A 21,302-nucleotide genomic window follows, 5' to 3' on the forward strand; every position below is an offset into this window, starting at 1 on the left:
GAAGGCCGCGACCGGAGGTCGCGGCCTTCCGCTGTCGATGGGGTGATCAGTGACGGTCAGCTTCCCCGCAGGGCCGGCAGGAGCTCGCGCTCGGCGAAGTCGAGGAACGCGCCCTGGCCCTCGGCGCCGACCTGGACCACGGCGACGTGGGTGAACCCGGCGTCCACGAATGTGCGGACCGCCTCGACGTGCTTGTCGAGATCGGGGCCGCAGGGGATCGCCTCCGCGACCTCCTCCTCGCTGACGGAGGCGCTGGCATGGGCGAAGGATCGGGGGTTGGGCAGCTCGGCGTTGACCGGCCAGCCGAGGCCGAACCAGCGGAACTGCTCGTGTGCGATCTTGCGGCACTGCGCCTCGTCCGGGCCGTAGCAGACCGCGACCTGCCCGTACCGTGGCTTGCCGGAGCCGCCCGCGGCGTCGAACATCTCGCACAGCTCCCGCTTGGGCTCCACAGCGATCATGACGTCGGCGAACTCGCCGGCGATCTCGCAGGACGACGGGCCGGAGACCGCGATGCCGATCGGGACGCGCTCCTCGGGGAGGTCCCAGAGCTTGGCCTCGGGCGCCTCGAAGTACTCCCCGCCGTGGTGGATGGTCTCGCCGGCCAGCAGCGGCCGGATGATGTCGAGCGCCTCCACCAGCATGTCGTGGCGCTGGGCCACGTGCGGCCAGGCCCCCACGACGTGCTCGTTGAGGTTCTCGCCGGCGCCCAGGCCGAGCGTGAACCGGCCGCCGGACATGACGCCGATCGTGGCGGCCTTCTGCGCGACCACCGCCGGGTGGTAGCGCCGGATCGGCGAGGTCACGAAGGACATCAGCTCCATCCGGGACGTCTCGTACGCCACCGCGCCCAGGACCGACCACGCGTACGGTGAATGACCCTGCTCCTCCAGCCAGGGGTAGTAGTGGTCGGAGATGACCGCGAAGTCGAAACCGGCGCGCTCGGCCCGGATCGCGTCGTTGACCAGTTGGGTCGGTCCGGCCTGCTCGCACATCAGGGTGTAGCCGTAGCTGGCCACGAAGATCCTCCCTTATCCCAGCTCCGTCAGTAGTCCCTGCTCCTCGACGACCGGGACCGACAGGGTCTTGTACCCGAGGTCGTCGAAGAGCACCGTCATCTGATCGCCGGAGTAACGCAGGACGGTCCCGTCGCCCCACTCCGGATGGGCCACCCGGCCGTTCACCGGGTAGGGGCCCTCGTCGCGAGCCGCCTCGACCTCGTCCGCCGCGCCCGACAGGCAGTTGTCGCAGTGCCCGCACGGCTGGTCCAGGTGCTGGCCGAAGTAGGCGAGCAGGGCCTGGCCCCGACAGCTCAGCGTCTCGGCCAGGTTGCGCATCATGTCCAGGCGCGAACGCTGTACGGTCTGCCGCCGCTCCGCCTGCTCGACTGCTGCCTCGGCGGCCTCGGCCGGGCCCGGCGCGTACGCCGCGGCCCGCCACTTCCCGCCCCGGCCGGCCACCGCCGCGCCGACCTCCTCCAGCAGGGACAGGTGCTCGCCGAGCTTGCGGGGGCCCAGCCCGGTCTTCTCCCGCAGCGCGGTCCGCGTCGCCGGGCCGATGCGCAGCGCCTCCGCGAGCCGGGACAGGCCGTCGACGGCCGGGATGCCCCCGGTGAAGAACTTGCGCAGGCCGGTGTCCTCGGTGCGGAACAGCAGCAGGGCCTGTGCCGGTTCGCCGTCCCGGCCGGCCCGGCCGATCTCCTGGAAGTAGCTGTCGGGGGAGTCGGGCAGCGAGACGTGGTTGACCCAGCGGATGTTCGGCTTGTCGATGCCCATGCCGAAGGCGCTGGTCGCCACCATGACGGGTACCTCGTCGGCGAGGAACGCCTCGTGGCGGCGGGTACGCTCGCGCGCCGACATCCCACCGTGGTACGCGGCGGCTTCGATCCCCGTGTCGGTCAGCCATGCCGCCAGCTCCTCGGCGGCGCGACGGGTCGACACGTACACGATTCCCGGTGGTTGCGACTCCCGCAGCCGGCCGAGCAGGCGCTGCCGGCGCTGCTCCTCGTCGACGCACTGGACCGCCTCCAGGAGGATGTTCGGCCGGTCCAGGTCGGAGATCACCACCTCCGGGTCGCGCATGCCCAACCGGCTGAGGATGTCCTCGCGTACGGGTGGGGAGGCGGTCGCGGTCAGCGCGACGACCGGCGGGTGCCCCAGGTCGCGGACCGCCCGCCCGAGCTGAAGGTAGTCGGGGCGGAAGTCGTAGCCCCAGGCGGAGATGCAGTGCGCCTCGTCGACGGCGACCAGGCTGGGCCGGGCCTCGCGGATGGCCGCCAGTTTCTCCGGGTCGGCGAGCTGTTCGGGGGTCACGAACACGTACTCGACGCGCCCGGAGTGCAGTGCCTCGACGGCGGCGCGCTGTGCGGACGCGCTCTCCGCGGAGCTGAGGCGGACGGCGGCCAGGGCGGCGTCGTCGCGGTCGGCGAGCCCGGCGATCTGGTCGTGCTGCAGCGCGAGCAGCGGTGAGACCACGACGGTCGGGCCGGCGAGCAGGGTCGCCGGTACCTGGTAGATCGCGGACTTCCCGCCGCCGGTGGGCGCCACCACCAGCGCGTCACGGCCGGCCATCAGGGCCCGCATCGCGGTCTCCTGCTCCGGGCGCAGTTCTTCCCAGCCGAAGCGCTCGCGCGCCGCGGCGCGCAGTTGAGCTGTCACGTCCATCGAACCTGCGCCGTACCCGTACGCCGCATTGGCAAACCATCGCGGTTGGGTGGGGTGGCGCAGGGTACCCGGGAGCCGTGGTATCCGTGGCCCGGGCGTGGCCGGAGGCTCCGCCGCTGCCTACCGAGTTGCAGGTCGAGATCACGTCCGCCTGCAACCTGCGCTGCACGATGTGCCTGGTCAGCTACCGGCCGCCGGTCAACAAGCTGGCCGGGGCGATGACGCCGGAGCTGTTCGACCGCGTCCTGGACGGGGTGCCGACGCTGCGCCGGATGACCATGCAGGGGCTGGGCGAGCCGCTGCTGTCGCCGTACCTGCTCGACCAGGTGCGGCGGGCCAAACGGCGCGGGTTGACGGTCGGCTTCAACTCCAACGCCACCCTGCTCAGTCGTGGCCGCGCCGACGAACTGGTCGGGGCCGGGCTGGACTGGCTGCACGTGTCCCTGGACGGCGCCACCGCCGGTACCTACGAGAGCATCCGCCGGGGCGCGACCTTCGACACCGTCGTGGCCAACCTCGCCGGGCTGGTCGCCGCGAAACGGGCCGCGGGCAGTGAGACCCCGTGGATCCGGGCGGTCTTCGTCGCCATGCGCCGCAACGTCGCCGAGCTGCCCGACCTGGTACGGCTGCTGGCCGGCATCGGCGTCGACGAGCTTCGGGTGCAGAACCTCAGCCACGACTTCTCCGACACCGACCCGGCGGGCCGCTACGCCGGCATCCGCGAGTTCGCCGGCGCCGAGGCACTGTGGACGGACGGCGTGTCGGACGGGGTACGCACCGTCTTCACCGCCGCGCGGACAGCCGCCGACGCGTACGGGCTGACACTGCGGCTGCCGCGACTGTCGGCAGGACCGTCCGAACCGGGCCGGCCGGGCTGCACCTGGCCCTGGGACTCGGTGTACATCACCAGCCAGGGCGTGGTGCAGCCGTGCTGCATGGTGATGGGCGACGACCGGGTGTCGCTGGGCCGGCTGACCGACCAGACCTTCGCCGAGATCTGGCACTCGGCCGGCTACCGGGACTTCCGCCGCCGGTTGGCGGCCGACGACCCGCCCGACGTGTGCCAGGGCTGCGCGCTGTACCAGCGGACGTTCTGACTAACTGCCCTGCCGGCCGCAGCCCAGCCAGGCGCCGGTCTCGGGGTTGACCATGCCGTGCCGTACCGCGCTCGTCGCCGCCTCCACCCGGGAGTGCGCACCCAGCTTGGTCAGCACGTTCTGGATGTGGCAGCGTGCGGTCGCCGCGGCGATGCCCAGCGAGCGGGCCAGCCTGGTCGTGTCGTCGCCGCGTACCAGGGCGCCGAGGACCTCGCGCTCGCGCGGGGTGAGGAACCCGGCCAGCCGCTGCATGTCACCGCGTGGATGGACGGTCGTGCGCGGCTCGGGCGCCCGGACGATGGCGTTGACGCACACCACCGACTCGCCGGCCCGTACCCGTCGCAGCAGGTCCAGAATCTCGGCCGGGGACCGTCGCTTGTCGGCGACGCCCCGGACGCCGGCTGCGCGCGCGGCCGCGAGCGTCGCGTCGTCGACCTCGCCGGTGAGCAGCACGACGGGGATGCCGGGGGAGGCCTCGCACAGGTCGGCGAGCCGGTTCTCCGGTCCGGAGCCCACATCGACCAGGCAGACCTCGACGGCCTCGCGCCGCAGGACGGCGACCGCCCGGTCGGGGTGGTGGGTCACCGCCACGACCTCGGCTCCGGCCGCGGTGAGCAGGTGGGCAAGGGCCTCGGCGAAGACGACCTGCTGGTCACAGATCAGCAGTCGCATCGCACTCTCCCGGTACCGGGCGCGCCTCGCCAGGCGGCGCGGCCCGCATCCGCAGCCGGACCCGGCAGCCGCTGGGGCTGCCCTGGCGGATCTCGACCTGGCCGCCGGCCGCGACGGCGAACTCCCGCACGATGCTCAGGCCCAGCGAGTCGGTGCCCGGCGGTACCGCGCCGAAGCCGGGTCCGTCGTCGTCCACCTGGGTCACCGTCCAACCGGCGGACTGGTAGATCCGCACGTCGACGTGGCCGTGCGGGCCCGCCGCCCGTACCGCGTTGCCGATCACGTTGCGCAGCGCCCGCCAGAAGGCGAGCCGGTCGGCGTACGCCCAGGTCTCCTCCGCCCGGAACCGGATCGTGGTCGAGGTGGACAGCCCGACCGCCGAGACCACCTCGGCGGCGAACCGGTCGAGTCGGATCGGCTCGGCGACGGCCGGCACGGACTCGTTCAGCCCGCCGAGCGTCTCCTCGTACGCCCGCTGCAGTTGCTCGAGCCAGCGCGTCTCGTCGAGGATCTGGCGGGCTCGCCGGCGGCTCTCCGGGCCGACGTCGGCGGCGGAGTCCAGCAGCGACGCGAGCAGGATGATCGTGGCGAGCTCGTGCCGGATGTCGTGGCCGAGTTGCCGCCGCCGCAGCCGGGCCCGGTCGCCCAGGCGGCCGTCGGCCGAGGGCTCCACGTCGCGCGACCGCGACACCGTCCCGTGCGCCAGCCCGCCGGCCACCGGCGCGGAGCGGCCCGGGCGCGCCACGTCCGGGAGTCCGGCCGGCGGCCCGGCCGTCGTGTTGGTGCACACCGTGGACACGCCGGTACCGGTCAGCCCACCCGTCGACTCGGAAACGCCCACGACATCCCCTTTGTACTCTCACATCGGTCGCCGTCGTCGAGCGGCGAGCGGCGGACCCGGACGGGCCACGCGCTACCCCTTGGCCCTGTTCCGAAACCGGCGCCGCGCCCGCCGCCGCGCCCGCTGTCACGGAGGTGTCGGCTAGTTCAGGGCGTCGGAGGCGCGCAGGCCATTGCGGAGCGCCACGGCGACGCACTCCAGTGTGGAGTGAACCCCGAGCTTCGCGATCAGATGCTGGAGGTGCGTCCGTACCGTGTTGCCGGAGACGCCCAGCCGCGCGGCGATCTCGGTACGGCTCAGACCGTCCACCATGAACTGGAGCACCTCGCGTTCGCGGGGACTCAGGCCGGCGAGCGGTGTGGACCGCCGGGTCGTCGTGCGCGCGGCCAGGTCGGCCAGTACCCGGCCCAGCAGGTCCGGCGCCAGCCAGGCCTCCCCGCGGTTCACGCCACGGATGACCCGGACGAGGTGGCCGGTGTCGACGGTCTTCGGCAGCCAGGCCCTGGCTCCGCGAGTGAGCGCCGCCACCACGTCGTCCACGGACTCCACCGCCGTCAGCATCACGACGCGGCTGGTCGGCGACGCCTCGCGCAGGTGGTCGAGCACGTCGATCCCGCTGCCGTCGTCGAGGACGACGTCGAGGACGACGACGTCGGGGTGGGTCACGGCGACCCGTTCGGCCGCCTCCCTGGCCCCGTACGCCACCGAGACCGGGCCGAGGTCGGGCTCCTGGGTCAGCCGGGCCCGCAGCGCCTCCGTGAAGAGCGCGTGGTCGTCGACGACCAGCACGGCGATGTCGGACGGCGCCATGTCGGACGGCGCCATGTCGGACGGTGCGGTGTCTGTCGATGGGGTACGCATCATCGGGCGCCCATCAGTGGCTGACCGGCACGCGCCGGGTCGCGAGATCGTCCAGGCGCCGCAGGGACTCCTTGTTGCGCCAGTGCATGGCGAGGTCGTTGATCCGCGTGTACAGCCACCGGATCGGGCCACCGGGGAAGTGTTCGATCATCGTGACCCGGGTGGCCCCGTCGCCGACCGGAGTGAGGATGAGCCGCACCACCCCTTCGCCGATCGGCCAGAGCCCGACCCGCAGCAGCAGCATCCGGTCCGGCTCCCGGTCGAGGACCACGGACTTGTCCCGCACCGCGAGCGGCCACGGGCCGACCTTGTGGTGCAGGGCCGTGCCGGGGTCGGGGTAGTCGCGGTCCACCGCGCGGATGTGGGCGGTGCCGACCACCCAGTCGCTGTACGTCCACCCGTCTGCGAGGACCGCGAAGACCCGGTCCGGGGTGGTACCGATGGTGTGCTCCGTTCTCGCCACGGCTACCCGATGCCCGCCGCGACCCCCGTTAACCGCCGCGCCAGGTCGGCCGATTGGATACCCCGCGCCGTGGGAAAGACCATGCCATGGGTACCGATGCGCATGATCAGGTGGTGGTGGTCACCGGGGCCAGTGGCGGGGTGGGCCGGGCCGTCGCCCGACGGTACGGCAGCCGGGGCGCCCGGGTGGCGCTGCTCGCCCGCGGGGAGGAGGGGCTCGAAGCGGCGGCCGCCGAGGTCCGCGCCCGCGGGGGCAAGGCCCTGGCGGTACCGGTGGACGTGGCCGACTTCGACGCGGTGGACGAGGCCGCCGAGCGTGTGGAGTCGGAGCTGGGGCCGATCGACGTCTGGGTCAACGACGCGTTCACGTCGGTCTTCGCGCCGTTCACCGAGATCGGGCCGGAGGAGTTCGCCCGGGTCACCGAGGTTTCCTACCTGGGGTACGTGTACGGCACCAAGGCGGCGCTGTCACGGATGCTGCCCCGCGACCGGGGGGCCGTCGTGCAGGTCGGGTCGGCGCTGGCGTACCGGGGTATCCCGCTGCAGACCGCGTACTGCGGTGCCAAGCACGCCATCCAGGGCTTCAACGAGGCGCTGCGCTGCGAGCTGCTGGCCACCGGCAGCCGGGTACGGACCACGATGGTGCAGTTGCCGGCGGTGAACACGCCGCAGTTCGACTGGGTGCTGTCGCGGCTACGCCGGCGCGCCCAGCCGGTACCGCCGATCTACCAGCCGGAGGTCGTCGCCGGCGCGGTCGTGTACGCCGCGGACCATCCGGAGCGCCGCGAGTACTGGGTCGGCGGATCGACGGTCGCGACGCTGATCGCCAACGCCGTCGCGCCCGGCCTGCTCGACCGGTACCTCGCCCGGACCGGCTTCTCGTCACAGCAGACCGACCAGGTGCGTGACGGGCACCAGCCGGCGAACCTGTGGGAGCCGGCCGACGCCGACGTCGACTACGGCGCGCACGGCGATTTCGACGACCGGGCGGTGTCGCGCTCGCCGCAGGTCTGGGCGTCCCAGCACCACGGCCTGCTGCTCGGCGGCGCGACGGTGGCGGCCGGCGTCATCGCGGCGACGATGATGCGGCGCTCACGCTGATCAGGCTGGGCTACAGGTTGTCGGCGGCGGCGACGTGGCCGTCACCACATCCCGACAGTCGTGGCCTGCCAAGGGGGTCGGAGGCCACGACTGCCGGGACGTTGTGACGATCAAGGGGGTCGGTCAGCGCGGGGGTTCCTCGTGGATGGCCATCTCCTCGGCGGTCGGGCCGCCGCCGTCCGGGCCGGCGTCCCAGGCGACCATGTCCTTCTCCCGGTCCTCGTGCACGCCCTCGTCGGGCTCGACCAGGCGGCCGATCGGCCTTCCGGCGTCGGGTACCACGCCCGGCCGGTCGTACATCGAGACCGGCGAGTCGTCGGCGTCCAGCGGCGGCTCCTGGGCCAGGCCGGCGTCCTCGTCGGGCCGGTCCACCTGGTCGTTGCCGAGGTCGACGTTGTCGCCCCGCTGGTCGTCCACGAGGTCGGCCTGTGCGCTCTCGCTCGGACTGGCCAGGCCGGCGCCCTCCTCGAGGGGATCCTCGCGGGCCAGCTTGTACTCCAGCGACTCGCCCAGGCGGCCCTCCTCGGGTGTCACCCCGTACAGGTCGATCGCCATCGGCGCGCGACCGGGCAGGGGCGCCGGGTCGGGGCCGTCCGCCTCCCGCGGTGACTCGGCCCTGCTCTCCTCGAACGCGATGTGGTCGTCGTCGGCCACATCCGGCAGGCCCAGGGACTCCGGGTCGGATACGGGTTCGGGGTAGTTGTCCAAACGTCGCATACCACCGATCTACCCATTGACCGGTTCTTGACACCTCGGCCTCCGTAGCCGTTTGCGCTGCCAGGATCGGATGCCACCTTGCGCACGCGGACCCTTCCCCTGCGTTATCCGCGCGCCTAGGCTCGGCGGGCGGCCGACGCGGGGAGGTGATCGCGGTGGCCACCCTGGCCGAAGGGCTGGCGGAGGCGGAGCGTCTGCGGGAGCGGTGGCAGTTCGCCGCCGCCCGGGACGTGCTGACCGCCCTGCTGTCCGAGTCGCCCGAGCCGGCCGACCGGCTGCCGATGGTGACCGGTCGGCGCATGCTCGCCGAGGTACTGCGCGACCTCGGCGAGGCCGACGAGGCGTACGCCGTGGCCCGGCCCCTCGCGGCCGAGTGCGAGGAGCGGTTCGGCGAGCGCCACCCGGCGACCGCCCGGGCGCTGACGGTACTGGCGACGGTCGTGCACGCTCGTGGAGACCTGGCCGCCGCCGCCGAGCTGTACGGGCGGGTGCTGGACGGCCGGTTGCGCGAGCAGGGCCCGACCGGGCGGGCAGTCCGCCTCGCGCGGGCGCACCTCGCCCTGCTGCACCGCGACCGCGCCGAGGCCGGCGGTCCCGAGAGTGCCGAGGCCGGGCGGGCGAGGGCCGAGCTGGACGCCGCGTACAAGGGGCTGCGCCGGGCGTACGGCATCACCGACCCGGACACCATCCGGTTCGGCCTGGAGCTGGCCCGGATGTACCGCAGCGCCGGGGACGGCGCCGTGGCGCGCCGGCTGCTCACGATCGCCCGCGCCGGCTGCCAGGCCGCCCTGGAACCGTGGCATCCGCTGTCCAGTCTGGTCCGGCGCGAGCTGGCCGAGCTGGAGCCGGCGCCGGCTCCCGCGCCGGCTCCAGCGCTGGCCATGGCCCCGGTGCTGGAGCTGGAGCCGGCGCCGGCTCCAGTGCAGGCGCCACTCGACGGCCCACCGGGCCGCCCTCCCGTGCAGCTGTGGACGGCTGCCGGGATGCCGGAGCAGCCCGCCGGGGCCCGGTACCTGCCCGCCCCGGTCACCGCCGAGGACCGCCGGCGCCGGGCCGGGCGGCGGCGCCTCGTGGTCCTGCTCGCCGTCGCGCTCGCGGTGATCGTGGCCGCGGTCGTCACCGTCACCGTCACCGTGGCCGTGCTCACCGGCGGGCGCGACGGGGGAGCGGCGCGGCGACCGGCCGCCCGTCCCGCGCCGGCCCCGCCCAGTGGTCACGAGCGGCTCCGGGTCGAGCTGCGCGACGAGGGTACGACGCTCGTCGCGAGCTGGCGCGACCCCGCCGACGGGCCGGCGCCGGTGGTGGTCGCGGTGGCCCGCGACGGCAAGGAGCCGGCCGTGGTCGCGAACCTGCCGGCCGGCACCCGGGAGTACACCCTGACCGCTCTGGATCCGAGGGCCGAGTACTGCGTGATCGTCGGCGCGATCTACCCCGGCGAGGCCGTCGCCGAGCCGACCACGACCTGCACCCGCCGCGCCCCGGGCGCCTGACCGGGGTGACTGGGCGCCTGACGGGGTGACTCAGCCCGTCAGCTTGGCGATCGCGGAGCGGTCCAGCTTCTCGCACAGCTCCGCCGGATCGTCGTACGTCTCCACCGCGCCGGCCTCGCGTAGCTCCGCGGCGTTGGTGCCGCCGCAGGTCAGCCCGATGCACCTGAGGCCGGCCCGTTCGGCCGCGAGCACGTCCCACACCGAGTCGCCGACCATCACCGCCCGGTCCGCGGACAGCCCGGACTCGGCCATCGCGACGGCGAGGATGTCGGGGTCGGGCTTGCTCGCGCCGGCGTCGCTCTTGCTGGTCGCCGCGGAGATGACGTCGTCGGCGTCCAGCGCCCGCCGCAGCACCCCCAGCTCCTTCTTCGACGCCGACGAGGCGAGGACGACCCGCAGGCCCCGGCCGGCGCAGGTGCGCAGGAGCTCCGCCGCGCCGGGCAGCGGCCGTAGCCGTTCCCAGTACGTGGTGTAGAGCGTCAGGTGCGCGGCGCGCAGCTCGTCGTCGGCCTCCCGGTCGCGGTCGGCGTCGAGGAGGTGGTCGAGCAGCTTGTCCGAGCCCATCCCGATGGCCCGGTGGATGCGTGCGGTCGGTACGGTGTGGCCGCCCTGCCGAAGCGCCTCCCACCACGACACCGCGTGGAGATAGTTGGTGTCGACGAGGGTGCCGTCGACGTCGAACAGCACGCCGCGAGCTGATTGGTCCATGCGGCGACTGGTACCCAGGAGACGCCGCCGTGATACGTTCCGGCGACCCGGTCCGGGCGTCGATAGCTCCGTACGGTAGAAATCTGGACGAGTTACCGGATTCTAGGAGTGCGACCGTGCCGGAGTGGCTGATGAACACGCGCCGTCTTGCCGACGGGACGGTGGTCATCGAGGTGCGTGGCGAGATCGATCTGGGCAACGCGGAGCGGTTGCGCGGCGCGCTCGCCGACACCGCCACCAGTGTCCGCCCGGTCCGCGTCGTCGTCGACCTGATGCAGGTGACGTTCATCGACTCCACCGGCATCGGCGCGCTCGCCGTCGGCCGCAACACCGCGCGCTCGGTCGGCGCGGCGTTCGAGGTCCGCAACCCGCCCCCGTTCGTACGCCAGCAGTTGCGCATGATGGGCCTGACCGAGGCCTTCGGCGTGCAGGGCTGACGCGGGTGGGTCGGATCACGGATCGCTTTAAAGATCAAGTACTGACGGCCGAATTCGCACCAGGCGGAATCGTCGGCCACGCCGGTTGGAAAGCGAGATCGACGGGTCTAAACACAACGGGGTCTGCCCACCGGCCCCGGAGGTGTCCATGCGACGGCTGCGCTCACCCGTCGTCCTCGTCAGTACCCTCGCGCTGCTCGGCGCCGCGGGCGTGACCGCCCACGCAGCCGGCGCGGAGACGACCTCCGCGGCCGCCGGCACCCGGCTGGCCGGCGTCGATCTCGACCGCGCGACCGTGCTCGACCTGCAGCGGGCGATGGACGGCCGCCGCTTCGGCTCGGTCGCGTTGACCGGGTTCTACCTGGCCCGCATCCGCCAGCTCAACCCGAAGCTCAACGCGGTGATCGAGACCAACCCGGACGCCCTTCGCGAGGCGCGGGCCAGCGACGAGCGGCGCCGCCACCACGGCGCCCGGTCCGCCCTCGATGGCATCCCGGTGCTGCTCAAGGACAACATCGACACGGCCGACCGGCAGCACACCACCGCCGGTTCGTACGCCCTCGCGGCCTCGACGCCGGCCCGCGACGCGCACCTCGTCTCCCGCCTGCGCGACGCCGGCGCCGTGATCCTCGGCAAGGCCAACCTCTCCGAGTGGGCCAACTTCCGCTCCACCAACTCGACCAGCGGCTGGAGCGGCCGCGGCGGGCAGACCAACAACCCGTACGTCCTGGACCGCAACCCGTGCGGCTCCAGCAGCGGATCGGGGGTGGCCGCCGCGGCGACCCTGGCCGCCGTGACCATCGGTACCGAAACCGACGGGTCGATCGTCTGCCCGTCCGGGATCAACAACGTCGTCGGGATCAAGCCGACGCTGGGGCTGGTCAGCCGGGGCGGCGTGGTACCCATCTCGGCGCAGCAGGACACCGCCGGGCCGATGACCCGTACCGTCACCGACGCCGCCGCGGTGCTCTCGGTGATCCAGGGCGTGGATCCGGCCGACCCGGGAACCGCCCCGGCCGGACCGTACGCGCGCCGCGACTACCTGCGCGCGCTCGACCGCGACGCGCTGCGGGGCAAGCGCATCGGCGTGTGGCGGGAGGCCGCCGGTACCAGCGCGGACGCGGCCCGCGTCCTCGACGCGAGCGCCGCGAAGCTACGTGAGCTCGGCGCCACCGTGGTCGACGTGACGCTGCCCGGGCTGGACGAGGTCGGCAACGCGGAGTACCCGGCGCTGCTGACGGAGTTCAAGCACGACCTCAACGCGTACCTGGCCCAGCGGCCGGGGCCCCACCCGGCCGACCTCGCCGGGCTGATCGAGTTCAACCGGCAGCACGCCGACTCCGAGCTGCGCTACTTCGGCCAGGAGATCTTCGAGCAGGCGCAGCAGACCACCGGCGACCTGTCCGACCCGCAGTACCGCGCGCTGCGCGCGACCGCGACGAACGGCGCCCGGGCGGCGATCGACGACACCCTGCGGGCCGGCCGGCTGGACGCGATCCTCGCCCCCACCAACAGCCCGGCCTGGGTGACCAACCTGGGCGGCGGTGACGACTTCACCGACTTCGCCGCCTCGTCCACGCCGGCGGCGGTGGCCGGCTACCCGAACATCACCGTGCCGGCCGGGTACGCGCGGGGCGAACTGCCGATCGGCGTGTCCTTCTTCGGTACCCGGTGGAGCGAGCCGCGGCTGATCTCCTACGCGTACGCGTTCGAGCAGGCCACCCAGGTCCGCCGGCCACCGCGCTACCTGCCCACACTGCCGAGCGCGGCCGCCGGTGGCGCGGCTGTCCCGGACGGCCCGGCTCGATCCGACGGCCCGACCGCGGACGGCCCGGCTCGATCCGACGGCCCGACCGCGGACGGTCCGGCGATGGCGACCCGGTAGTCGGCCGAGGGACCGGGCGGGGGGTGGCGGAAGCGGCCGTCACTGCCATCATGGGAGCGAGCAGAAACCGGCCTTTGGAGTTCTGGATGGCGACCCCCCGCACCTTCCTGCTGGTCGACGAGCAGGCCGGCGACCCGGACGGCGATACCGTGCTGCGGATCCGCGGTGAACTGGACCTCAGTACGGCCGAGCAGCTCCGCGCCGCCGCCGCGCCGTACCTCACGGCCGGCGGCCGGCTGGTGCTGGATCTTTCCGAGGTAACATTCTGCGACTCCACCGGCCTCGCCGTTCTGGTCGGTTTCCACAAGCGCCTCGCCGCGTCGGGAGGCGGTCTGGAGTTGTACGCACCGGTCCAGCGGGTGCGGCACCTGCTCCACATCACCGGGCTGAACCGGGTCTTCCGGGTCCGTACCGAGGGTGAGGAGGCCGCGCCCCGCTGACCCGCCCGTCCACCGGCCACATCCACCCGGGAACCGTCAGCGGCGCCCCGCGGCATCCGAGTCAAGTCACGCTACGTGTCAAGGAGGACAAGATGCCCAGGTGGCGGGCGGCGAGGCGAGCACTCGCCGCCTTCGGGCTGGGCATGGCGGCGGGCCTGGCCGTGTCGTACCGGTCGTCCGTGACGGCCTCGCGGCGGCCGGCTGTACCGCAGCCGCGGGCCGGCGGGGAGGCGGCGTTCACCCTGGACCGGGTGCAGCACATGGCCGGCTTCGCGACCTGGGAGTACGACCCGAAGACGGGGAAGGTCAGCTACTCCCGCCAGTTGAGCGCCATGATCGGCGTCGACGGGATCCCCGGCAACCTGGCCACGGTGGGCGCGTACGTGCACCGCGACGACGCGGCGCGGGTACGGGCGGCCCGCGACGACCTGGTGGTGCACCACAAGCCCTTCACCATCGAGTTCCGGCTGGTGTGCCCGGACGGCCGGGTGCTCGACGTCATCAGCTCCGGGGAGGCGGTGCGCGACACCTCCGGGCGGCTCGAACGGCTGTGGGGGACCATCCACGACGTGAGCGAGCAGCGCGCCGCCGAGCGCGCGGCGCGGGACTCGGCCCGTCACGCCGAGGAGGCCCGCGCGGATCTGGAGGTGGAGCACCAGGCGCTGCAGATGTTCCAGCGCGCCATGCTGCCGGCCGACCTGCCGCGCCTCGGCGGCGTCGACCTGTCGGCGGTGTACCTGCCGATGGCCGAGCGGATCGACATCGGCGGCGACTGGTACGACGCCTTCCTGCTGCCCGACGGCCGGCTGGCGCTCGCCGTGGGCGACGTGACCGGTCACGATCTGCGCGCGGCGACCGTGATGGGGCAGGTCCGCAACGCGGTACGCGCCTACGCCACCGAGTGCCCGGATCCCGGTACGGTCCTGGGGCGGGTCAACCGGCTGCTGGCCCGCCTGCCCGACCTCGACCTGGTGACGATGATCTACGGCGTGTACGACCCGGTCCGGTACGAGCTGGTGTGGAGCAACGCCGGCCATCCTCCGCCGCTGCTGCGCCGCGGGGGTACGGTCACCACCCTCACCGTGGAGGGCGGGCTGCTGCTGGGCGTCGTACCCTCCGACGAGCCGTACCCGGAGCACCGGTTGCGCCTGGGCCCCGAGCACTCGGTCCTGTGGTACACCGACGGGATCGTCGACCAACGCTCGGTCGATCCGGACGAGGCGCTGGAGCGGCTGTGCCAGGCGTACGCGCGGGCCGGCGGCGGGGCCGGTGAGCTGCTCGGCACGGTCTCGGTCGAGATGCTCGCCGAGGGGCAGCGCGAGGACGACGTCTGCCTGCTCGTGCTGCGCCGGGCGGCGCAGGACGTCGGGGGTCGGCCTTCCGACGCGCAGCCTTCCGACGCACAGCCCGCCGGCGCGCAGCCTTCCGACGCACAGCCCGTCGGCGCGCAGTCCGCCACGCCGGCCCGGGACGCCGGGATCGTGCCGGTGGACGACGAAGCGGACGCTGCAGCCGCGGCCCGCTCCTAGCGCCACCTCGCTCCTGGTGGGCCCCGGACGGCCGGGCCGGTTGGCCGGTCGGCCGACGGGTAAGCCCCCGGGGACGGAGGATCAGCAGGAGGGTGCGCGCGGATGGTCGACGAGATCGAGTCGCTACGGCGGGCGCGGGCGGCGGCCCGCAGCTACGCGGCGGTCACGCAGGACATGGTGGAGTTCCTCGACCGGACCTCGGCGGTACCCAGCCCGGAGCAGGAGGCCGAGTACGCGGCCCTGCTGGGCCGGGAGGAGCTCCAGTTGAAGGAGCGCCAGGAGGCGCTGCACGCGCTGGGCCTGGTGGTGCGCAGCCTCGAAGCCAAGGAGTGAGAGGCCGGAGAGTAGCTAGGAGTCCGTGTCGAGCCCGCGCTCGATCGCGTACCGCACCAGCTCCACCCGGTTGTGCAACTGCAGCTTGCCCAGCGTGTTCTGGACGTGGTTCTGCACGGTGCGGTGGGACACGACGAGGCGCTCGGCGATCTGCTTGTACGACAGCCCCTTCGCCACCAGCCGCAGGACCTCGGTCTCGCGGTCGGTGAGCCGGGGCGCGTCGTCGGCGGGCTGCGCCGCCGTGGCCAGCCGCCGGTACTCGCCGAGCACCAGGCCGGCCAGGCCCGGCGTGAACACGGCGTCACCGTCGGCGGTGCGCCGCACGGCGTCCAGGAACTCCTCGCGGGCCGCGGACTTGAGCAGGTAACCGGTCGCGCCTGCCTTCACCGCGTCGAGCACGTCCTGCTGCTCGCCGCTGGCCGAGAGCATGAGCACCCGTACCGGAGGGTGGGCCGCCAGCAGCCCGCGGATCACCTCGACGCCGGACAGGTCGGGCAGCTGCAGGTCCAGCACCACCACGTCGGGCCGGGCCGCGGCCGCCACCCGGACCGCCTGGCCGCCCTCGCCGACCGCGGCGACCACCTCGTACCCGGCCTCGTCGAGGTCGCGGGCGACCCCGTCGCGCCACATCGGATGGTCGTCGACGACCATGACCCGTACCGTCATGCGCGTCACGATAGCGAGCGGTACGGGATCGTGAGCTCCACCTCGGTGCCCTGGCCCGGCGCTGAGGTGATCGTCACCGTGCCGCCGAGGTCGCGGACCCGGCCGCGGATCGACTGCGCGACCCCCAGGCGCCCGGCGGCGGCGGCCTCGTCCAGCCGCCCGGCCGGGATCCCGGGGCCGTCGTCGCGTACCGACACCGTGACCGTGCCGCCGCCGATCACCCCGTCCTCGGACTCCACCAGTACCCACGCCCGCGCGTCGGGTCCGCAGTGCTGGCGGACGTTGGCCAGCGCCGCCCCGACGGCCGCCGCCATCTCGGAGGCGGCGTGCGCGGGCAGCGGTACCGGGTGGGCGGGGGTGGCGAGCGAGACCGTCGCGGTCGCGTGCGCGGCGAGCAGGGGCCGCAGGTCCACCGGCCGGTGACGATCCCCGGACGAAGGATCCCCGGACGCGGGGTGGCCCGATGCGGTACCGATCAGCGACCGCAGCGCAGCCTCCTGCTCGCCGGCCAGCCGCCCGAGTTCGGCGGCGTCCCCGCCGATCTCGGTACCGCGCCGCTGCACCAGGGCGAGGACCTGCAGGACCGAGTCGTGGATGCCGCGCGCGAGCCGCTCCCGCTCGCGGTTGGCGGCCTCCAGTTCGGTGGCCCGCTGCAGCGCCTCCTGGGCCCGTACCGCCAGCCGGGTGACGTGCCCGACGGCGATGCCCGCGAGCAGCATCAGGACGTTGCCGTCGAGGCTGTTCGGGGTGATCCGGCCGCGCAGCCCCTGGTCGCAGATGGTCAGCAGGACGGCGGCCGCCGCACCGCGCCGACGCCCGCCGCTGATCGCCCAGGCCAGGACCGGCCCGGCGATCCAGGCCGCGGGCAGGGTGGCGAAGCCCCGGGAGAGCCCGCTGGGGCCGAGCACCCACGGCGAGACCACCACGCACGCCGCCGTGACGGCCAGGTCGGCGCCGAGCAGCGGCCAGGCGCGCAGCCGGGGCCGGGCGTACCCGGTGATGGTGACCACGCTCCAGGTGGCCATGACCCCGGTCACGAACCAGCCGATCGCCGGGTGCTCGTAGTGGCGGAAGTTGAGCGCGACGAGCAGGCTCGCGTACCCGAGCGCGGCCAGCCGGAACACGGCCAGCGCCCGCCACAACGGCTCCTCCGGCGACTCCGAGTTCCTGGCACCTTTCGGGTCGAGCACCGGGTCACTGTACCGGCCACCGCACCCGTCATGATCCACTTTTCGTTCCCGGAGCGGCGGGATGCCACGCGTCGGTGCCGTCACTGTCGGCAAGATCATGCGTGAACCCGCGCGCCAGCCCGCCACTATTCTTGACTGATTCCAGAAAATAGGGTGGGCTGGAACAGTTCGTGATCAGTCCGCAGGTCACCCACGCGACGGTGCGGGCCATCCGCGGAACGCCGACAGGCGCCCGCCCGGGTGGCCGGCACCACGGGGGCCACGAGAGGTCAGGAGACGGTCTTCATGTCCGACAAGCCGGTGTTGACCACACGGCAGGGCCATCCGGTCTTCAACAACCAGCAGCAGCGCACGGTTGGCACCCGGGGTCCGGCGACGCTGGAGAACTACCAGTTCCTCGAGAAGATCAGCCACTTCGACCGGGAGCGCATCCCGGAGCGCGTGGTGCACGCCCGCGGCTTCGTCGCCCACGGCGAGTTCGAGGCGTACGGGACGATCGGTGACGAGCCCGCCAGCAAGTACACCCGGGCCAAGCTGTTCCAGGAGAAGGGTAAGAAGACCCCGGTCACGATCCGGTACTCGACCGTCATCGGCGGTCGGGACTCCTCCGAGGCAGCGCGTGACCCGCGCGGGTTCGCGGTGAAGTTCCGCACCGAGGACGGCAACTGGGACATGGTGGGCAACAACCTCCAGGTCTTCTTCATCCGCGACGCGATCAAGTTCCCGGACGTGATCCACTCGCTGAAGCCGGACCCCGTCACGTTCCGGCAGGAGCCCAACCGGATCTTCGACTTCATGTCGAACACGCCGGAGAGCATGCACATGCTGACCTGGCTGTTCTCCCCGTACGGGATCCCCGCGAACTACCGGACCATGCGCGGCTCGGGCGTCAACACGTACCGCTTCGTCAACGCGCAGGGCGAGGGCGTGCTGGTCAAGTTCCACTGGCTGACCCAGCAGGGTGAGCACAACCTGACCCAGGAAGAGGCCAACGCGATCCAGGCAGGCGACCTGGGCCACGCCTCCAAGGACCTGTACGAGGCGATCGAGCGCGGCGACTTCCCCAAGTGGGAGCTCAACGTGCAGATCATGAGCGACGACGAGCACCCGGAGCTGGACTTCGACCCGCTCGACGACACCAAGATCTGGCCGCGTGAGCAGTTCCCGTACCTGCCGGTCGGCATGATGACGCTCAACCGCAACATCACCGACCACCACAACGAGAACGAGCAGGCCGCCTTCGGCACCGGCGTGCTGGTCGACGGCATCGACTTCTCCGACGACAAGATGCTGATCGGCCGCACCTTCTCGTACTCGGACACCCAGCGTTACCGGGTCGGCCCGAACTACCTGCAGCTGCCGGTCAACGCACCGCGTCCGGACGTCGTGGTCAGCACCAACCAGGGTGGCGGCCAGATGTCGTACGGCGTCGACAACCGGGGCGACAACCCGCACATCAACTACGAGCCGTCGTCGATCGCGGGGCTGCGCGAGGCCGACGAGTCGTACCGGGAGTACCGCCCGTTCGTCTCCGGTCAGATCATGCGGGCTCCGATCGAGCGACAGAACAACTACAAGCAGGCCGGCGAGACGTTCCGGTCGTTCACCGACTTCGAGCGGGACGACCTGATCGGAAACCTCGTCACCAACCTTCAGCAGTGCGAGAAGCACATCCAGGAGAAGATGGTCTGGCACTTCTCGCAGTGCGACGAGGACTACGGCCGCCGCGTCGCCGACGGCCTCGGCCTGGACTACACCACGGTCCGCGCCTGAGCCGGCAGACGCCGGCCTCGCGGTAGCACCCGCCGGTGGCGAGCCTTCGGGCCCGCCACCGGCGGTCCGTACCTCCGGGCCGTATCTTCCAGGCCGTTGTCCTCCCCGAACGCTCTCGGCCGTTCCGCTCAGGTTCGTCCGTTCGGTACCGATGGCGCAGCGTGCGGAAGAGGACCGGTGCGCCCCCTGAGCGTCAGATCGAGGCCTGGCTACGCCAGGTACGCCTCGGTCTGCTGCTCGTCGGTGCCCTCGCCGGGCTCGGCGCCGTCCTCGCCCTCGCCGGCTGGTACCCGGCCGACCAGCCCTGGATCGTCCCGACGCTCGTCACCGGCGTGCTGGCCCCCGCCGCGCTCCGGCTGCCCTGGCGGCGCCTGTACCCCAACCGGCTGATCCGGGCGACCCCGTACGCGTTCGGCGTCCTGATCTGGCTCGCGGTTACCGCATTCGGCGTGGCCGACCCGCACGGCCCGCTGTTCTACGCCGCCGCGTACACGTTCGTGCTGCTGTACGCGCTGGTCGGCTACCCGCCGCGGATGGTGGCCGGCTTCGGCGCGCTGTGCGTGCTGGGGTACGGGGGCCTGGTCGCCGGCGTCGGGCTCGCCGAGCGCGAGCAGGGGATCGCCGCCGGCCTCGCCGGCGTCCTGCTGGTGCTGTCCGGCCTGACGGTGGCGCTCGCCAGCGCCCGGCAGGCCCGCGAGCACGCGCACCGGCTGGGCGACGTACGGGTGTGGGCGCTGATGAACCTCGCCTCCGACGGTGTGGTCATCGTCGACGCGAAGGGCCGGGTGGTCTACCAGAATCCGGCGATGAGCCGGACCTTCGGCTATGACCAGGGCGAACTGCTCGACCTGGAGTCGATCACGCTCGTGCACCCCGACGACGCGCCCCGGAGCCGGGCCTGGTTCTGGCAACTGGCCGCCTCCGCCCCGGGTACGGTCGACCGGATCGAGATCCGGGTGCGCACCGCCGACGAGGCCTGGCGCCATGTCGAGGTGGCCGGCACGAACCTGCTCCACGACCCGGACCTGCGCGGGATCATCCTGACCGGGCACGACATCACCGACCGCAAGCTGCTCGAGGAGCAGTTGAGCCACCAGACCTTCCACGACTCGGTGACCGGCCTGGCGAACCGGGCGCTGTTCCGCAACCGGGTGGACCACGCGATCGCACGTGGCCAGCGGTCCGGTGCCGCGATCGCGCTGTTCCTGGTGGATCTGGACCACTTCAAGCTGGTCAACGACGGGCTGGGCCACAGTACCGGCGACCGGCTGCTGGCGGCCGTCGCCCAGCGGCTGCGCGAGGAGCTGCGGCCCAGTGACACGGTCGCGCGCCTGGGCGGTGACGAGTTCGCGGTGCTCGTCGAGGACGACGTCACCGAGCTCACCGCGGCCGCGGTCGCGGAGCGCCTGCTCGAGGCGGTCCGGCCGGCGTTCCACGTCGACGGGCAGGAGGTCGCGACGTCCGCGAGCGTCGGCGTCTCCATCCTGAAGGTCCAGGGCCCGGACAGCCCGGCCGGCTCCGACGGCGACGAGCTGCTGCGCGACGCCGACCTCGCGATGTACGCGGCGAAGGCCGCCGGTGGCAACCGGTACGCGCTCTTCGACCCGGCGATGCACGCGGACCTGCTCGACGAGGCGCGCCGGCGCGCGGAGCTGGAGCGGGCGCTGGCCGAGGGGCAGTTCGTGGTGCACTACCAGCCGATCGTGGAGCTGAAGACGTCGCGGCTGGTCGGCGTCGAGGCACTGGTGCGCTGGAACCACCCGGAGCGGGGTCTGGTGGGGCCGGGGGCGTTCATCCCGCTGGCCGAGGCGACGGGTCTGATCGTTCCGCTCGGGCACTGGGTGCTGCGCCAGTCGTGCCAGCAGCTCGCCCGCTGGCGGGTCGCCTACCCCCACGCCTGTGACGTGTACGTCAGCGTCAATCTGTCGGCGCGGCAGTTCCAGGCGCCGGGGCTGGTCGACGACGTGGCCGCCGCGATCGCCGACGCCGGCATCCCGGCCGGGAACGTCACCCTGGAGCTGACCGAGACGCTGCTCATGCGCGACACCGCGGCGACCGCCAACGCGCTCGCCGCCCTCAAGAGGATCGGTATACGGCTGGCCGTCGACGACTTCGGCACCGGGTACTCCGCCCTGGGGTACCTGAGGAGCTTCCCGGTCGACATCCTGAAGATCGACAAGTCGTTCGTCGACGGGGTCGCGACCAACCACGAGGACGCGGCGCTGGCCCAGACGATCGTGCAGCTCGGGCGCACGCTGAACCTGCAGACCCTGGCCGAGGGCATCGAGTCGGTCGAGCAGTCGTCGCAGCTGGAGGCGCTGGGCTGTACGTACGGGCAGGGCTACCTCTTCGCCCGCCCGACCGCACCGGAGCAGGTCGAGACGCTGCTGCGCCGCTCCTGACGGTGTTCCCGTCGGTCGTATCCCACGGATCACAC

20 protein-coding genes are annotated in these 21,302 nt (G+C 72.8%); 10 read left to right on the plus strand and 10 right to left on the minus strand.

The window, feature by feature from the left end:
* Nucleotides 1–56 precede the first annotated feature (56 nt).
* Both Pme01_RS06925 and Pme01_RS06930 read right to left on the minus strand, forming a co-directional pair.
* On the minus strand, nucleotides 57–1,019 hold the full coding sequence (locus Pme01_RS06925) for a TIGR03557 family F420-dependent LLM class oxidoreductase (protein WP_168114120.1): 963 nt from the start codon (nucleotides 1,017–1,019) through the stop codon (nucleotides 57–59).
* A gap of 12 nt (nucleotides 1,020–1,031) precedes the next feature.
* Nucleotides 1,032–2,663: a RecQ family ATP-dependent DNA helicase gene (locus tag Pme01_RS06930; RefSeq protein ID WP_168114121.1), complete on the minus strand. Its 1,632-nt coding sequence runs from the start codon at nucleotides 2,661–2,663 to the stop codon at nucleotides 1,032–1,034.
* An 86-nt stretch (nucleotides 2,664–2,749) separates the two neighbouring features.
* On the opposite strand from Pme01_RS06930, the gene Pme01_RS06935 reads away from it, so the two are divergent.
* On the plus strand, nucleotides 2,750–3,760 hold the full coding sequence (locus Pme01_RS06935; RefSeq protein WP_239088062.1) for a radical SAM protein: 1,011 nt from the start codon (nucleotides 2,750–2,752) through the stop codon (nucleotides 3,758–3,760).
* Here the strand turns inward: Pme01_RS06935 and Pme01_RS06940 are convergent, their stop codons facing one another.
* The 4 genes from Pme01_RS06940 to Pme01_RS06955 all read right to left on the minus strand — a co-directional run bounded on the left by Pme01_RS06940 (nucleotide 3,761) and on the right by Pme01_RS06955 (nucleotide 6,597).
* The gene (locus Pme01_RS06940) at nucleotides 3,761–4,432 is read right to left on the minus strand and encodes a response regulator transcription factor (RefSeq protein ID WP_168114122.1); all 672 of its coding nucleotides are present in this window, start codon (nucleotides 4,430–4,432) and stop codon (nucleotides 3,761–3,763) included.
* The gene (locus Pme01_RS06945) at nucleotides 4,413–5,273 is read right to left on the minus strand and encodes a sensor histidine kinase (protein ID WP_168114123.1); all 861 of its coding nucleotides are present in this window, start codon (nucleotides 5,271–5,273) and stop codon (nucleotides 4,413–4,415) included. The genes Pme01_RS06940 and Pme01_RS06945 overlap by 20 nt, the downstream gene beginning before the upstream one ends.
* Nucleotides 5,274–5,414: 141 nt before the next feature.
* Nucleotides 5,415–6,098: a response regulator gene (locus tag Pme01_RS06950; RefSeq protein ID WP_168114124.1), complete on the minus strand. Its 684-nt coding sequence runs from the start codon at nucleotides 6,096–6,098 to the stop codon at nucleotides 5,415–5,417.
* A gap of 49 nt (nucleotides 6,099–6,147) precedes the next feature.
* Nucleotides 6,148–6,597 (minus strand): SRPBCC family protein, encoded by a 450-nt coding sequence (locus Pme01_RS06955; RefSeq protein ID WP_239088063.1) that lies wholly within the window; start codon nucleotides 6,595–6,597, stop codon nucleotides 6,148–6,150.
* Nucleotides 6,598–6,683: 86 nt separating this feature from the next.
* On the opposite strand from Pme01_RS06955, the gene Pme01_RS06960 reads away from it, so the two are divergent.
* Nucleotides 6,684–7,697 carry an SDR family oxidoreductase gene (locus Pme01_RS06960; protein ID WP_168114125.1) on the plus strand — a complete coding sequence of 338 codons (1,014 nt, stop codon included), beginning with the start codon at nucleotides 6,684–6,686 and terminating at the stop codon, nucleotides 7,695–7,697.
* A gap of 123 nt (nucleotides 7,698–7,820) precedes the next feature.
* Here Pme01_RS06960 and Pme01_RS06965 read toward each other — a convergent pair whose 3' ends face one another.
* Entirely contained in the window at nucleotides 7,821–8,414 is a 594-nt protein-coding gene (locus Pme01_RS06965) for a DUF5709 domain-containing protein (RefSeq protein ID WP_168114126.1), read from the minus strand.
* A 155-nt stretch (nucleotides 8,415–8,569) separates the two neighbouring features.
* Here Pme01_RS06965 and Pme01_RS06970 point away from each other — a divergent pair, with 155 nt between their 5' ends.
* Entirely contained in the window at nucleotides 8,570–9,904 is a 1,335-nt protein-coding gene (locus Pme01_RS06970) for a tetratricopeptide repeat protein (RefSeq protein ID WP_168114127.1), read from the plus strand.
* A gap of 30 nt (nucleotides 9,905–9,934) precedes the next feature.
* Here the strand turns inward: Pme01_RS06970 and Pme01_RS06975 are convergent, their stop codons facing one another.
* Nucleotides 9,935–10,612, minus strand: a complete 678-nt coding sequence (locus tag Pme01_RS06975; RefSeq protein WP_168114128.1) for an HAD family hydrolase — start codon at nucleotides 10,610–10,612, stop codon at nucleotides 9,935–9,937.
* Nucleotides 10,613–10,743: 131 nt separating this feature from the next.
* On the opposite strand from Pme01_RS06975, the gene Pme01_RS06980 reads away from it, so the two are divergent.
* The 5 genes from Pme01_RS06980 to Pme01_RS07000 all read left to right on the plus strand — a co-directional run bounded on the left by Pme01_RS06980 (nucleotide 10,744) and on the right by Pme01_RS07000 (nucleotide 15,236).
* Nucleotides 10,744–11,049 carry an STAS domain-containing protein gene (locus Pme01_RS06980; RefSeq protein WP_205863897.1) on the plus strand — a complete coding sequence of 102 codons (306 nt, stop codon included), beginning with the start codon at nucleotides 10,744–10,746 and terminating at the stop codon, nucleotides 11,047–11,049.
* Between the two features lie 148 nt (nucleotides 11,050–11,197).
* A complete protein-coding gene (locus Pme01_RS06985; RefSeq protein WP_168114130.1) occupies nucleotides 11,198–12,934 on the plus strand; it encodes an amidase in 1,737 nt (578 codons plus the stop codon).
* 86 nt (nucleotides 12,935–13,020) lie between these two features.
* Complete coding sequence (locus Pme01_RS06990; protein WP_168114131.1) at nucleotides 13,021–13,374, plus strand: STAS domain-containing protein; 354 nt, start codon at nucleotides 13,021–13,023, stop codon at nucleotides 13,372–13,374.
* A gap of 92 nt (nucleotides 13,375–13,466) precedes the next feature.
* Nucleotides 13,467–14,903, plus strand: coding sequence for a PP2C family protein-serine/threonine phosphatase (locus tag Pme01_RS06995; RefSeq protein WP_168114132.1), 1,437 nt, complete (start codon nucleotides 13,467–13,469; stop codon nucleotides 14,901–14,903).
* 102 nt (nucleotides 14,904–15,005) lie between these two features.
* Entirely contained in the window at nucleotides 15,006–15,236 is a 231-nt protein-coding gene (locus tag Pme01_RS07000; RefSeq protein ID WP_168114133.1) for a hypothetical protein, read from the plus strand.
* 15 nt (nucleotides 15,237–15,251) lie between these two features.
* Here the strand turns inward: Pme01_RS07000 and Pme01_RS07005 are convergent, their stop codons facing one another.
* A complete protein-coding gene (locus Pme01_RS07005) occupies nucleotides 15,252–15,902 on the minus strand; it encodes a response regulator (protein ID WP_168114134.1) in 651 nt (216 codons plus the stop codon).
* 5 nt (nucleotides 15,903–15,907) lie between these two features.
* Nucleotides 15,908–17,092, minus strand: coding sequence for a MacS family sensor histidine kinase (macS, locus tag Pme01_RS07010; protein WP_239088064.1), 1,185 nt, complete (start codon nucleotides 17,090–17,092; stop codon nucleotides 15,908–15,910).
* A gap of 285 nt (nucleotides 17,093–17,377) precedes the next feature.
* On the opposite strand from macS, the gene Pme01_RS07015 reads away from it, so the two are divergent.
* Nucleotides 17,378–18,865 carry a catalase gene (locus Pme01_RS07015; protein ID WP_168114136.1) on the plus strand — a complete coding sequence of 496 codons (1,488 nt, stop codon included), beginning with the start codon at nucleotides 17,378–17,380 and terminating at the stop codon, nucleotides 18,863–18,865.
* A gap of 161 nt (nucleotides 18,866–19,026) precedes the next feature.
* Nucleotides 19,027–21,267: a putative bifunctional diguanylate cyclase/phosphodiesterase gene (locus Pme01_RS07020; RefSeq protein WP_168114137.1), complete on the plus strand. Its 2,241-nt coding sequence runs from the start codon at nucleotides 19,027–19,029 to the stop codon at nucleotides 21,265–21,267.
* Nucleotides 21,268–21,302: the final 35 nt, after the last annotated feature.

Origin of the sequence: Planosporangium mesophilum (assembly GCF_016863255.1) — a bacterium.
Classification (GTDB): Bacteria; Actinomycetota; Actinomycetes; order Mycobacteriales; family Micromonosporaceae; genus Planosporangium; species Planosporangium mesophilum.